A 13,731-nucleotide genomic window follows, 5' to 3' on the forward strand; every position below is an offset into this window, starting at 1 on the left:
CGGCGCGCCCCGCATCCGGACTCGGCTCGTTCCGCGGCTGACGCAACGCGCCCCACGGGGCCGGCGCGCCCCACGGGGCCGCGGCCTCGGCTCGCCCGGCAGACGGGCCTCGACGCGCCCCACGAGCGACCTCAACGCTCCTTCATGAGCGACCTCAACGCCCCTTCATGAGTGACCTCGACGAGCCCTCACGGGCGGGCTCGGCGCGGCTCACGGGCCGGAGGCCGGCGGGCGGGGGCGGGGAAAGGGAGCGGCCCGCGGCGTCCCCTGTCGGACGCCGCGGGCCGTGTCTTCGTCGGGAGCTTCTTCGCTGTCAGGAGGTCATGCAGTGGGGTTCGAGGTCCGTCGCGGAACTCGGTGCGTTGACGGTGAACCCGAAGCTGGTCGAGGCGCCGACGGCCAGCGAGCCGTTCCAGCTCGCGTTCTTGACCGTGACGTCCGGACCGGACTGCGTGTAGGTGCCGTTCCACAGGCTGCCGACCGTCTCACCGTTGGCGAAGGTGAAGTGGGCCATCCAGCCGTTGATCGGCAGCGTGCCGGTGTTGGTGATCTTGATTTCGCCCTGGTAGCCGCCGCCCCAGCTGTTGACGGAGGTGTACTCGGCGGTGCAGACCATGCCCGGCGTGCCGGGCGGGTCGGTGGGATCGGTGGGCGGCTCGGTCTCGCCTCCGTCGCCCTCGCCGACGCCCGTCACCTCGCCGTTGCCGCCGTCGAACACGACGTCGGAGCAGCCGTAGAACGTCTCGTTGCTGTCCGAGCGCTGCCACACGGTGTAGATGATGTGGCGGCCGCTCTTGCCGGACGGCAGCCTGGCGTTCCAGTGGTAGTAGGCGTCCTCGTTGCCGGGCGACCCGACGCTCGGCGGGTCGGTGACGCTGTAGAACGGCTCGCTCTCCAGGTCGTCCCAGCTGAGCGGGCGGGTCGGGCTCCAGGTGTCCTTGGTGATGTAGGTGCGGAACGTTCCCGGATGCGCCGCCCACTTGTTGTACCTGAACTCGATGTCCGCGCCGGACGTCAGGTGCGTGACCGGCCAGTCGTCGCGGGCCAGGTCGTAGCCGCTGAAGTCGTACACGACCGCGCCGCCGCTGCACAGCTCCCCGTCGGGGATGAAGCCGCGGGTGCGGCCGGCGCCGTCCGAGCGGAGCACGGCGAACCAGTTGTACAGCGACGTCGTGCCGCTCTGCGCGACCGCCGCGGCGCAGGCCGGGTTGTGCGGGACGATCTGGCCGCTGGCGGTCAGGCCGTCCTTCCAGCACAGGTACGTGCGGCTGCCCGGCACCATCATCGCGCCGTGCGCGGACGCCGGCGCCGCCGTCAGCAGGGCGCCGGCGAGCATGGCGGGGCCGAGTACCGCGCCCGCCAGCAGCGCCCTTCGTCTTCGCTTGCCCATCGTCCTCCCGTCCACGGGGTGAGGAGAGTCCTGTCCAACCGGAAGCTAGCTCCGGATCACCGGACCCCGGAACGGTCCTTTCAACCTTTCATCCGGAGGCCGGGAGGACAGGACCATACGGCCCGGACGCGTCGTCCGGGCCGTCCCGCGGCGGGCGCTCAGCCCTTCGTCGCGCCGGCGGTGAGCCCTCCGATCAGCTGGCGCTCGGCGACGGCGTAGAACGCCAGCGCCGGGACCATCGCCAGGACAATGTAGGCGATGACGAGCGCGTAGTTCGTCGAGTACTGGCCCTGGAACTGCTGGATGCCGACGGGGATCGTCTGCCATTTCGGGTCGGCCAGCACCAGCAGCGGCAGGAAGAAGTTGTTCCAGCTCGTCACGATGGCGAGGACCGACACGGTGCCGAGGGCGGGCCGCGCCATCGGCAGCAGGATGCGCCAGAAGAACCCGAACCGGCTGCAGCCGTCCATGATGGCGGCCTCCTCCAGCTCCGCCGGGATGGTGCGGAAGAACGACCGCAGGATGATGATCGTGACGGGCAGCGCGAAGGCGGCCTGCGGCAGGACGATGCCGAGCGGGTTGTCCAGCAGCCCGAACGAGCGCAGCAGGACGAACAGCGGCAGCACCGCCACCGCGGGCGGGAACATCAGCCCCATCGCGAACAGCGTGAAGAAGAACTCCCGGCCCCGGAACGCGTACCGGGCGAACGCGAACGCCGCCAGCGCCGCCACCGCGACGGTGATCAGCGTGGTGGCGACCGCGATCAGCACGCTGTTGCCGATCTGCCGCCAGAAGTCGCCGGACGCCAGGATGCCGGTGTAGTTCGAGACCTTCCACGGGTGCGGGAGGCCGAACGGGTTGGCGGTGAGGTCGCCGGTGGTCTTGAACCCGGAGATCACCGCGTACAGCAGCGGGACGACGATGAAGGAGCCGAGCAGCCAGACCATGGCGTGCCGTGACATGCTCCGCGCGATGGTCGCTCTCATCGGCGGCCTCCCGCGGAGGTGACCGCGCCCTGCAGGTCGCGGCGGAGCGCGTAGCGCTGGTAGATCAGGGAGAAGATCATGCTGATCACGAACATGGCCACGCTGATCGCGCTCGCATAGCCCATCTGATAGCGCTTGAAGCCGAACTGGAACATGGTGACGGCCATCGTCTCGGTGGAGTGCGTCGGCCCGCCCGTCGTGGTGACCCACACGAGGTCGAAGAGCTGGATCGAGCCGATGACGGACAGGAACACGCTGATCCGCAGGGTCGGGGCGAGCAGCGGCAGCGTGACGCTGCGGAACCGCCGCCACGGGCCGGCCCCGTCGATCGAGGCGGCCTCCAGCACCTCCGAGGGGATGCCCTGCAGCCCGGCGAGGTAGATCATCATGTGGAAGCCGAAGTACTTCCACGTCATGACCGCGAACAGGGTGGGCAGCGCGGTGTCGGGATCGGCGAACCACTTGCCGGCGAGCTCGCCGAGCAGCGGCAGGTCGCCGACGATCTTGTCGGCGAGCCCGTCGCCGGGCAGGAAGATGATGCCGAACAGCACGCCCGCGATGACCTCGGACAGGATGTAGGGCGCGAAGAAGATCGCCCGGTACACCGCCCGGCCGCGCATCTTCTGGTTCAGCAGCACGGCGGTGCCGAGCGCGATCGGCAGCTGGACGGCGATCGAGAACACGATGATCAGCAGGCCGCGCCACAGGTCGCCGCGGAAGACCGGGTCGTCGGCGAGCTTGCGGTAGTTGCCGAGGCCGGCGAAGTCGTCGGGCGGGCCGAAGCCGCCCCAGTTGAAGAAGCTGGTGTAGAACGCGACGAAGATCGGGATCAGGACGAAGAAGAAGAACAGCAGCAGCGCCGGCAGCAGGAACCAGGTGGTGGACGCCCAGCCGCGGATCCGCGTCCCCATCGACGCCTTGGGGCCCCGCTTGCGCGGGGCCCGCGAGGCGTGCCGCGGCCGATTGTCGGTCGTGGCGGACAGTGTCATTGGCTCTTGGCCGCCTTGGTGACAGCCTCGGTGACCTGCTGGGGCGTCTTCTTGCCGCCGATCAGCGCCGCGACGCTGTCATTGACCTCCTGTCCGACGGCGGGCGGGAACGCCTGGTCGAGGTAGAGCTGGAACCCGGTCGAGCTGTTCAGCGCGTCGGCGACCAGCTTGCGGTTCTTGTCCAGCTCGCTCTCGGCGCCCTTGACCACCGGCATGAACGCGCCGGAGGAGACGAGCTTGCGCTCGTTCTCGTCGTTCACGAGGAAGGCCAGGAAGTCGATGGCCTCCTTGGGGGCGTCCTTGCTGAGCGCGTGCCCGTTGCCGCCGCCGAACACCTCGGTCGCCGCGCCCTGGCCGCCCTCCACGCTCGGGAAGGGGAACCAGCCGAGGTCGTCGCCGAGGTCCTTGCCGGAGGCGTCCTTCTGCACCGCGGGCGCCCACTGCCCCATCAGCTCCATGGCGGCCTTGCCGGCGCCCATGGTCGCGGCCTGCCCGCCGGGCGTGTCGTAGCCGGCGTTCTGGAAGCCCTTCTGGAAGGGCTCCAGGTCGGTGAGCTCCTTGAGCTTCTGGCCGGCGGAGACGAAGGCGGCGCCGCTGAAGTCGTTGTTCTCCTGGGCCTGCTGCAGCGCGGACAGCCCGCCGATGCGCATCGAGAGGTAGGCCCAGTAGTACATCTCGGGCCACTTGTCCTTGCCGGCGATCGCGATCGGGGTGATCCCCGCGCTCTTGAGCTTGCGGACGGCGTCCAGGTACTCCGACCAGGTCTTCGGGACGTCCTTGACCCCGGCCTTCTTGAAGAGCGCCTTGTTGTACCAGAAGCCGACGCCGCCCATGTCGTACGGGATGGCGTAGGTCTTGCCGTCGAACTGGTACGGCTTCTGCGACACCGGCGTCAGCGTGTTCAGGATGGCGGAGCCGTCGGAGGTGATGTCCTTGACCAGACCGGCGTCGATCTGCTGCTTGAGCACACCCCCGCCCCAGGTCACGAAGATGTCCGGCAGCTTGCCGGAGGCGGTGAGCGCCGTCATCTTCGACTTGAACGCCTCGTTCTCCAGGTTGGTGAGCTTGATCTTGACGTTCGGGTGCGCGGCCTCGTACGCCCTGGCGATCTGCGGGTAGAGCGTCTTGGACGGTTCGGTGGTCGCGATGTCCATCCACTCGATGGTGACCTTGCCGTCGCTCCCCGAACCGGAGTCGCCGCAGGCGGCGAGGAAGGGTGCTGCGGTGACCACCACGGCGCCCGCGGAGACTGCGGTGAGGAACGAACGGCGCGACAGGTGTGGAATGCCCATGATGGCCTCCTGGATCGGGGGTGGGCTTGGCCTGGGAGGGACGGAGCGGGAGGGACCCGCCACGAAAGCTTTTCGAAACTCTTCGAGCTTGCCGTTGCGGTGGAACTCTAAGAAAGGCCCACCCCAGGGTCAAGGGCTCAGCGGCTGTTGACCTAAATGAAATGTTGAGAAGTCGGACTCGGGGGCTAGGAGCGAGCGAAACATTGCGATACTGTTCGCAATCGTTTCCTCGGGGAGGAGTGAAGCGTGCCCGTGCGCACCACCGACGAGACGCCGGATCCGCCGTCCCGGCCCACTCTGGCGCTGATCGCGTCGAAGGCGGGGGTCTCCCCCGCCACGGTCTCCAAGGTCCTGAACGGCCGGACCGACGTGGCCGCCGCGACCCGCGAGCGGGTCGAGGCGCTCCTGCGCACCCACAACTACCCGGGCCCGGGCGGCTCCCGCCGGGCCCGCAGGTCCGGCCTGATCGACCTCGTGCTCGCCGGTCTGGACAGCCCGTGGGCGGTCGAGATCCTGCGCGGCGTGGAGGCCGAGTGCGCCGACCACGGCATCGGCGTGGTCGTCTCGCTGGTGCGCGACGACGACGCCCGGCCGCCGAGCTGGCAGAACCTGCCCGCGCTGCACCACAGCGACGGGGTCATCCTGGTCACGTCCCGGATGACGCGCCGCCAGCGCGAGCAGCTGGAGCGGGCCGGTGTCGGCCTCGTGCTGGTCGACCCGGTGAACCTGCCGGACACCGAGATCGCCAGCGTCGGCGCCACCAACTGGGCCGGCGGCCTCGCCGCGACCGAGCACCTGATCGAGCTCGGCCACCGCCGCATCGCGATGATCGGCGGCCCGGCCGACATGCTCTGCACCCAGGCCCGCGTGGACGGGTACCGCACGGCGCTGGAGCGCGCCGGGATCGAGGTCGACAAGGACCTCGTCCGGTACGGCGACTTCCACCACCGGGGCGGGTTCGCCCGCACCCGCGAGCTGCTGGAGCTGCCCGAGCCGCCGACCGCGATCTTCGCGGGCAGCGACGAGCAGGCCATGGGCGCCTACCAGGCCGCCCGGATCGCCGGGCTGCGCATCCCCGAGGACCTCAGCGTCGTCGGCTTCGACGACCTGCCCACCTGCGAGTGGCTCTCGCCACCGCTGACGACCGTCCGGCAGCCGCTGGAGGAGATGGGCCGCGTCGCGGCCCGCACCCTGCTGCAGCTGCTGGACGGCCGGCCACCGCTGACCCCGCGCGTGGAACTGGCCACCGACCTGCGTGTCCGCGCGTCCACCGCACCGCCGCCCCCCTCGGAGGAACGATGACCGAAGCCGTCCCGGCCGCGAGCGCGACCCGCGAGCCCTGGCAGGACCCCGGGTCTCCGGTCGCCGAGCGGGTCGCCGACCTGCTGGCGCGGATGACGCCGGAGGAGAAGGCGGGCCAGCTCGCCGGGTACTGGGCGATGCCCGCCGAACCGGGCGAGCCCGTGGCCCCGATGGAGGACGACTCGAACGAGACCGCCCCGGCCCTGGAGGAGGTCATCGATCGCGGCCTCGGCCAGCTCACCCGCGTGTTCGGCACCTCGCCCGTCCCGGCCGCCGAGGCCGCCGAGCGGCTCCGCGAGCTGCAGCGCATGGTCGCCGCCGGCAACCGGTTCGGCATCCCGGCGATCGCGCACGAGGAATGCCTCAACGGCTTCATGACGTGGGGCGCCACCGTGTTCCCCAGCCCGCCCGCGTGGGGCGCCACCTTCGACGCCGACCTGGTCGCCGAGATGGCCGCCGCGATCGGGTCCAGCATGCGAGCGGCCGGCGTCCACCAGGGCCTCGCGCCCGTGCTGGACGTCGTCCGCGACGCCCGCTGGGGCCGGACCGAGGAGTGCATCGGCGAGGACCCGTATCTCGTCGGGGTCCTCGGCACGGCGTACGTGAGAGCCATGGAACGGTCCGGCATCATCACGACGCTGAAGCACTTCGCCGGCTACTCCGCCTCCCGCGCCGGCCGGAACATGGCCCCGACGCCGATCGGGCCGCGCGAGTTCGCCGACGTCGTCCTCGAACCGTTCGTGATGGCGCTGCGCGACGGCGGCGCCCGCTCGGTGATGCACTCCTACACCGACGTGGACGGGATGCCCGCCGCCGCCGACGAGCGGCTGCTGACCGGGCTGCTGCGCGAGGAGCTGGGCTTCACCGGCCTCGTCGTCTCCGACTACTTCGGCATCTCGTTCCTGGAGACCCGGCACCGGGTGGCCGGGGGGCGCGGCGAGGCCGGCGCGCTCGCGCTGCGCGCCGGGATCGACATGGAGCTGCCGACCGTCCGCTGCTACGGCGAGCCGCTGCTGGAGCTGGTCCGGTCGGGCGCCGTGCCGGAGGAGCTGCTCGACCGGGCCGCGGGCCGGGTCCTGACGATGAAGGCCGAGCTGGGCCTGCTCGACGGGCCGCCCCGCGACGCGGACGCCAACGGCGGCGGGGCCGGCGGGGACCGCGCGGTGCTCGACTTCGACCCGCCGGAGCACCGCGCGCTCGCGCGGCGGCTGGCCGAGGAGTCGGTCGTCCTGCTGGCCAACGACGGCGTGCTGCCGCTGCGCTCCGGCGGCGGGGTCGTGGTGACGGGGCCGCTCGCCGAGGACCCGTTCGCGATGATGGGCTGCTACACGTTTCCGAGCCACGTCGGCCGCCAGCACCCCGAGCTGTCGCTCGGCGTGGAGATCCCGTCGGTGGCGGACGCGCTGCGCGGCGAGCTGCCCGGCGTCCGGGTGGCGGGCTCGAAGGACGTGTTCGTCGCCGACGACGCCGACATCGAGGCCGCCGTCGCCGCGGCCCGGGACGCCGAGGTGTGCGTGCTCGTGCTCGGCGACCGTGCGGGGCTGTTCGGCCGCGGCACCTCCGGCGAGGGGTGCGACGTCGAGACGCTCGCGCTGCCCGGCCGGCAGGCGGAGCTGGCCGAGGCGGTCCTGGACACCGGCACGCCCACGGTCCTGGTGATGCTGACCGGCCGCCCGTACGCCATCGAGGGCCTCGCGGACCGGGCCGCCGCCGTGGTGCAGGCGTTCTTCCCCGGGGAGGAGGGCGGGCGCGCGGTCGCGGGCGTCCTCGCCGGACGGGTCGAGCCGTCCGGGCGGATGCCGATCAGTGTGCCGCGCCGCGCGTCCGGCCCTCCGGTCACCTACCTGCGGTCCCCGATGGACGGCGGGCACGACTGGAGCACCGTCGACCCGGTCCCGCTCTACCCGTTCGGCTACGGCCTGACCTGGACGACGTTCGAGTACGAGGACCTCAAGGTCGGCGGGAGCGCCCCCACCGACGGGTCGGTCACGGTCAGCGCGGTCGTCCGCAACACCGGAGACCGGGCGGGCACCGAGGTCGCCCAGCTCTACCTCTCCGACCCGGTCGCGTCCGTGGTGCGGCCAGCGCGCTGGCTGGCCGGGTGGGCCCGGGTCCGGCTGGAGCCCGGCGAGGCGGCCCGCATCGAGTTCGAGGTGCACGCCGACCGGACCTCCTTCACCGGGCCGGACCTGCGGCGCATCGTCGAGCCCGGCGTGGTCGAGGTCGCGGTCGGGCGGTCCAGCGCCGACCTGCCCCTGCAGGGCTCCTTCACGCTGGAGGGCCCCGTGCGGGAGCTCGGCGCCGACCGAGTCCTCACCGTCCCCGTGGAGGTGACACGGCTTTGACCCTGCCAGGCGACCCCGCGTTCGGAAGGCCCGCCTCCGGCGACCCGGTGTTCCGCAACCCCGTGCTGCCGGGCTTCCACCCCGACCCCTCGATCTGCCGCGTCGGCGACGACTTCTACCTGATGACGTCCAGTTTCGAGTGGTTCCCGGGCCTGCCGGTGTTCCACAGCCGCGACCTGGTGCACTGGCGGCAGATCGGGCACGCCCTCGACCGGCCTTCGCAGCTCCCGCTGGACGGCGTGCCGGCGTCGGGCGGCCTGTACGCGCCGACCCTGCGCCACCACGACGGCACGTTCTACGTCGTCTGCACGCTCGTGGACGGGGCGGAGTGGTCGGGCCACTTCGTGATGACCGCGTCCGATCCGGCCGGGCCGTGGTCGGACGCGCACCGGCTCGGCGGCGACGGCATCGATCCGTCGCTGTTCTTCGACGACGACGGCCGCGCGTGGTGCACCGGCACCCGGCTGACCGGGAAGTACGAGGGGCACACCGAGATCTGGCTGCGCGAGTTCGATCCGGAGGCGCTCGCGCTGACCGGCGACGAGCACGTGATCTGGGACGGGGCGGTCAAGGGGGCGATCTGGTCGGAGGGCTCCCACATCTACAAGATCGACGGCCGGTACCACCTGCTCACCGCCGAGGGCGGCACCGCGATGGACCACGCCGTGATGGTCGCGCGGGCCGACGAGGTGACCGGCCCGTACCAGGGGAACCCCCGCAACCCGATCCTGACCCACCGCAATCTCGGCGCCGGCCATCCCGTGGTCGGCGCCGGGCACGCCGACCTGGTGGACACGCCCGGCGGCGAATGGTGGATGGTGCTGCTCGCCATGCGCCCGCACCACGGCGACCGGTGCGCCCTCGGCCGGGAGACGTTCCTGGCCCCGGTCGTCTGGGAGGACGGCTGGCCGGTCACCGGCGGGCGGCTGCAGGCGACCTCCCCCGCGCCCTCGCTGCCGCCGCACCCGTGGCCCGCCGCACCGGTGTGCGACCAGTTCGACGGCCCCGAGCTGGGCCCGGTCTGGAACATGCAGCGGACGCCGCGGGAACGCTGGTGGAGCCTGACCGAGCGTCCCGGGCATCTGCGGCTGCGGGTCCGCCCGGAGAGCCTCGCCGACGTCGCCAACCCGTCGTTCGTCGGGCGGCGCCAGCAGCACCACGACTTCGCCGCGTTCACCGCGCTGGACTTCGCGCCGGCCGACGAGGAGGCGGCGGGGCTCGCGCTCGTCCAGAACAACGACTTCCACGTCCTGCTCGTGTCGACGAGCATGGGGCTGCGCCTCATCAAGCGCGAGCAGGGCATCGAGACGGTGCTGGCGCGGGGACCGGCCGCGCCGGGGCCGGTCAAGCTCGGCTTCGAGGCGCACGGGCGCTGGTACCGGGCGTCCTACAGCACCGAGCCCGGGACGTGGACGCCCCTCGGCGAGCCGGTGGACGGCGACATCCTCACCAGCCAGGTCGCGGGCGGCTTCACCGGCGCCTACATCGGCCTCTACGCCACGTCCAACGGGCGGGCGAGCACGAACCACGCCGACTTCGCCTGGTTCGAGTACACGCCCCTCTAGAGCAGGAGCGCGGGGTCGGCGATCACGCGCTCCACGACGAGCCCGGCGGCGCCGAGGACGGCGGCGCCCTCGGCGAGGCCGGAGACCTCGACCGGCGGCACGCCCTGCCGGAGCGCGCCGGAGCCGTTCGCGAGGACGTCCTGGAGCGGTGGCCGCACCCATTGCGCCAGCGGGGAGAACACGCCGCCGAGCACGATCGTGTCCGGGTCGATCAGGTTGACGACCGAGGCGAGCGCGCCGCCGAGCGCCCGCCCGGCGCGGGTCACCGCGTCCAGCGCGGCCGCGTCGCCGGCGGCGAGCCGCTCGGCGAGCCGGCCGGCCGAGCCCTCCGGCCCGCCGGCCGGCCGCGTCACGGGCAGCCCGGCCGCGCGCAGCATCGCGTCCTGACCGGCGATCTGCTCCAGGCAGCCGCGCCCGCCGCAGGAGCAGGGCGGGCCGGACGGGTCGGCGACCAGGTGGCCGATCTCGCCGGCGAAGCCGTGCGCGCCGCGGAACACCCGCCCGCCCACGACGATGCCGGCGCCGATCCCGATCTCCCCCGACACGTGCACGAAGTCGCCGAACCGGGCGCCGCCGCCGAACCACAGCTCGCCGAGGGCCGCCAGGTTGGCCTCGTTGTCGTACTCGGCGGGCAGCGCCGCCGCGAGGCCGGGCGCGCCGGTGACGGGCACGTCCGTCCAGCCGAGGTTCGGGGCGCGGCGCACCACGCCGTTCTCGCGGTCCAGCAGGCCGGGCAGTGCCACCGCGGCGCCGGCGACGGTGAGGCCCTGCCCCGCGGCGGCCGCGACCGCCTCCGCCGCGAGTGCGGACAGCGCGGCGAGGACGGCCTCCGGCTCGCGGCCGCGGTTGTCGGAGCTGATCACGTGCCGGTAGCGGACCTGCTTGGCGAGGTCGAGGACGCAGGCGGCGAGGTAGTCCACGTTCACCTCCAGGCCGAGCCCGGCGGCGCCGTCGCCGTGCAGGGACACGCCCACGCCCGGCCGCCCGCGCTCCCCCTCGTGCACGGGCGCGCCGTCCCGGACCAGCCCGGCGCCCTCCAGCAGGGCGACGAGGTTGGACACGGTCGTCTTGGTGAAGCCGGTCAGCTCGGCGAGCCGCGCCCTGGTCACGGGCTGGTGCCGGGCCACGTGCTCCAGGACGACGGCGAGGTTCCGCTCGCGCATCGTCGCGTGCCGGACGGGGGCGTTCGCGGACTTAGTCATGAAATAACCCTAAATGAAGCGCGACTATAGGCAGGGCAGCGGCCCTCTGCTACGTTAATTAGTCCAAGCTCTTTACGAAAGGGGGCGGGATGGCCGAGACCCTGGTCGCGGGCGTCGACTCCTCGACGCAGTCGACGAAGGTCCTCCTGTGCAGGGCGGCGGACGGCACCGTGGTCGCGGAGGCGTCCGCGCCGCACCCCGACGGCACCGAATGCCACCCCGACCACTGGTGGAACGCGCTCTCCCAGGTCCGCGAGCTGCTGGAGCGGGCCGACGCCGTCGCCGTCGGCGCCCAGCAGCACGGCATGGTCGCGCTCGACGAGGCCGGCGACGTCGTCCGGCCCGCGCTGCTGTGGAACGACACCCGCTCGGCGCCGCAGGCCCGCGCGCTCGTCGAGGAGCTCGGCGGCGCGAAGGCGTGGGCGGAGCGGACCGGCAGCGTGCCGCTCGCCTCCTTCACGGTGACCAAGCTGCGGTGGATGGCCGACAACGAGCCCGCGAACGCGCGGCGCACCGAGCAGGTCATGCTGCCGCACGACTGGCTGACGCTGCGGCTCGGCGCGCCCGCCCCGGTCACCGACCGGGGCGACGCGTCCGGCACCGGGTACTGGTCCCCCGCCACCGGCGCCTACCTGCCCGACATCCTGCGCGCCGCGCTCGGCCGCGACGCCGCGACGCCGCGCGTCGCCGCACCCGGCGAGCAGGTCGGCGAGACGGCGTGGGGCGCCGCGCTCGGCCCCGGCACCGGCGACAACATGGGCGCCGCGCTCGGCCTCGGGCTGCGGCCCGGCGACGTCGTCGTGTCGATCGGCACGTCCGGGACGGCGTTCGCGGTCGCCGACGAGCCCGCCGCCGACCCCTCCGGCCTCGTCGCCGGGTTCGCCGACGCGACCGGCCGGTTCCTGCCGCTCGTCTGCACCCTGAACGCCGCGCGGATCCTCACCTCCGCCGCCGCGATGACCGGCGCCACCCTGGACGAGCTGTCCTACCTCGCCCTCGCCGCCGAGCCCGGCGCCGGCGGCGTGACCCTCCTGCCCTACCTGGACGGCGAGCGCACCCCCGACCGTCCCGGCGCCACCGGCGTCCTCGCGGGCCTCACCACCGCCAACGCGACGCGGCAGAACGTGGCGCGGGCCGCGGTCGAGGCGCTGCTGTGCTCGCTCGCCGACGCCGTCGACCACCTCGCCGCGCAGGGCGTCCGGCCCAACCGCACCCTGCTGATCGGCGGCGGCGCACGCTCCGCCGCCGTCCGGGAACTCGCCCCCGCGATCTTCGGGACGCCGGTGACCGTGCCCGAGCCCGCCGAATACGTCGCGCTCGGCGCCGCCCGCCAGGCCGCGTGGGCGCTCGCCGGAACGCCCGAGCCGCCCGCATGGCCCGCGCCGCCCGCCACCGAACACACCAGCGACCGCACCGGGCCGGAGGTCCGCGAGCGCTACGCCGCGCTGCGCGACTCCGCCCCGGAGATCTGAGGAGGATTCCATGAGCGACTACACGCCCACGCCCGAGGACCGGTTCTCGTTCGGCATCTGGACCGTCGGCTGGCAGGGCGTCGACGTGTTCGGCCCCGGCACCCGCCCGCCGATGCCCGCCGACCGCGCCGTCCGCAAGCTCGCCGAGATCGGCGCCTACGGCGTCAACTTCCACGACAACGACGTGTTCGACTTCGACGCCTCGCCCGGCGAGCGGCAGGAGAAGATCAACGCGTTCCGCAAGGCCCTCGACGAGACGGGCCTCGTCGTCACCACCGCCACCACGAACCTGTTCGGCCACCCCATCTTCAAGGACGGCGCGTTCACCGCCAACGACCGCGACGTCCGCCGGTTCGCGCTCCGCAAGGTCATGGACAACCTGGACCTCGCCGCCGAACTCGGCGCCAAGACCTACGTGTGCTGGGGCGGCCGCGAAGGCGCCGAATCCGGCGCGGCCAAGGACGTCCGGGCCGCCCTGGACCGCTACAAGGAGGCGTTCGACGTCCTCGGCTCCTACGTCGCCGACCAGGGCTACGACCTGCGCTTCGCGATCGAGCCGAAGCCCAACGAGCCGCGCGGCGACATCCTGCTCCCCACCATCGGCCACGCCCTCGCCTTCATCCAGACCCTCGAACACGCCGACAAGGTCGGCCTGAACCCCGAAGTCGGCCACGAGGAGATGGCCGGGCTCAACTACGCCCACGGACTCGCCCAGGCGCTGTGGCAGGGCAAGCTCTTCCACATCGACCTGAACGGGCAGAACGGTCCCCGCTACGACCAGGACCTCCGCTTCGGCGCCGGCAACGCGCGCGGCGCGTTCTGGGTCGTCGACCTCATCGAGAACAGCGACTACGACGGCCCCATCCACTTCGACTTCAAGCCGCCGCGCACCGAAGACGACGAAGGCGTGTGGGAATCGGCCGCCGCCTGCATGCGCAACTGGCTCATCCTGCGCGAAAAGGTCCGCGCGTTCCGCGCCGACCCCGACGTCCAGGACGCCCTGCGCCAGGCCAAGGTCGCCGAACTCGCCCAGCCCACCCTCGCCGACGGCGAAGACTGGCGCGCCGTCCGCAGCGCCACCGCCGACGCCGAAACCCTCGGCGCCCGCCGCACCGCCTTCGAACACCTGGACCAGCTGGCGCTGGAACACCTGTACGGAGTGAGGTAAGGCGCTGTTGGCCCAGGGGG

At 72.7% G+C, this 13,731-nt stretch carries 10 protein-coding genes; 5 read left to right on the top strand and 5 right to left on the bottom strand.

Annotated elements, in window-relative coordinates; all coding sequences use genetic code 11:
• Positions 1–313: 313 nt before the first annotated feature.
• The 4 genes from ACIWVC_RS03805 to ACIWVC_RS03820 all read right to left on the bottom strand — a co-directional run bounded on the left by ACIWVC_RS03805 (position 314) and on the right by ACIWVC_RS03820 (position 4,657).
• The gene (locus ACIWVC_RS03805) at positions 314–1,405 is read right to left on the bottom strand and encodes a lytic polysaccharide monooxygenase (RefSeq protein ID WP_396448556.1); all 1,092 of its coding nucleotides are present in this window, start codon (positions 1,403–1,405) and stop codon (positions 314–316) included.
• Positions 1,406–1,548: 143 nt separating this feature from the next.
• Positions 1,549–2,376, bottom strand: a complete 828-nt coding sequence (locus ACIWVC_RS03810; RefSeq protein ID WP_396448555.1) for a carbohydrate ABC transporter permease — start codon at positions 2,374–2,376, stop codon at positions 1,549–1,551.
• On the bottom strand, positions 2,373–3,365 hold the full coding sequence (locus tag ACIWVC_RS03815; RefSeq protein ID WP_396448554.1) for a carbohydrate ABC transporter permease: 993 nt from the start codon (positions 3,363–3,365) through the stop codon (positions 2,373–2,375). The genes ACIWVC_RS03810 and ACIWVC_RS03815 overlap by 4 nt, the downstream gene beginning before the upstream one ends.
• Positions 3,362–4,657 (bottom strand): ABC transporter substrate-binding protein, encoded by a 1,296-nt coding sequence (locus tag ACIWVC_RS03820; protein WP_396448553.1) that lies wholly within the window; start codon positions 4,655–4,657, stop codon positions 3,362–3,364. Before ACIWVC_RS03820 ends, ACIWVC_RS03815 begins: the two co-directional genes overlap by 4 nt.
• A gap of 246 nt (positions 4,658–4,903) precedes the next feature.
• Here ACIWVC_RS03820 and ACIWVC_RS03825 point away from each other — a divergent pair, with 246 nt between their 5' ends.
• Genes ACIWVC_RS03825 through ACIWVC_RS03835 form a run of 3 tightly spaced genes read left to right on the top strand, consistent with a single transcriptional unit; the run spans position 4,904 to position 9,869 of the window.
• On the top strand, positions 4,904–5,959 hold the full coding sequence (locus ACIWVC_RS03825) for a LacI family DNA-binding transcriptional regulator (protein ID WP_396448552.1): 1,056 nt from the start codon (positions 4,904–4,906) through the stop codon (positions 5,957–5,959).
• A complete protein-coding gene (locus ACIWVC_RS03830) occupies positions 5,956–8,304 on the top strand; it encodes a glycoside hydrolase family 3 N-terminal domain-containing protein (protein WP_396448551.1) in 2,349 nt (782 codons plus the stop codon). Before ACIWVC_RS03825 ends, ACIWVC_RS03830 begins: the two co-directional genes overlap by 4 nt.
• Positions 8,301–9,869 (top strand): glycoside hydrolase family 43 protein, encoded by a 1,569-nt coding sequence (locus ACIWVC_RS03835; protein ID WP_396448550.1) that lies wholly within the window; start codon positions 8,301–8,303, stop codon positions 9,867–9,869. The genes ACIWVC_RS03830 and ACIWVC_RS03835 overlap by 4 nt, the downstream gene beginning before the upstream one ends.
• Here the strand turns inward: ACIWVC_RS03835 and ACIWVC_RS03840 are convergent.
• Positions 9,866–11,071, bottom strand: coding sequence for an ROK family protein (locus ACIWVC_RS03840; protein WP_396448549.1), 1,206 nt, complete (start codon positions 11,069–11,071; stop codon positions 9,866–9,868). The genes ACIWVC_RS03835 and ACIWVC_RS03840 overlap by 4 nt on opposite strands.
• An 89-nt stretch (positions 11,072–11,160) precedes the next feature.
• Between ACIWVC_RS03840 and xylB the strand changes: the two genes are divergently transcribed.
• Both xylB and xylA read left to right on the top strand, forming a co-directional pair.
• The gene (gene xylB, locus ACIWVC_RS03845; RefSeq protein ID WP_396448548.1) at positions 11,161–12,543 is read left to right on the top strand and encodes a xylulokinase; all 1,383 of its coding nucleotides are present in this window, start codon (positions 11,161–11,163) and stop codon (positions 12,541–12,543) included.
• A gap of 10 nt (positions 12,544–12,553) precedes the next feature.
• Positions 12,554–13,711 carry a xylose isomerase gene (xylA, locus tag ACIWVC_RS03850; protein ID WP_396448547.1) on the top strand — a complete coding sequence of 386 codons (1,158 nt, stop codon included), beginning with the start codon at positions 12,554–12,556 and terminating at the stop codon, positions 13,709–13,711.
• The last annotated feature ends 20 nt before the right edge of the window (positions 13,712–13,731 follow it).

The sequence above is a fragment of the Actinomadura sp. genome, assembly GCF_044508335.1.
In the GTDB taxonomy this organism is placed as follows: Bacteria; Actinomycetota; Actinomycetes; order Streptosporangiales; family Streptosporangiaceae; genus Spirillospora.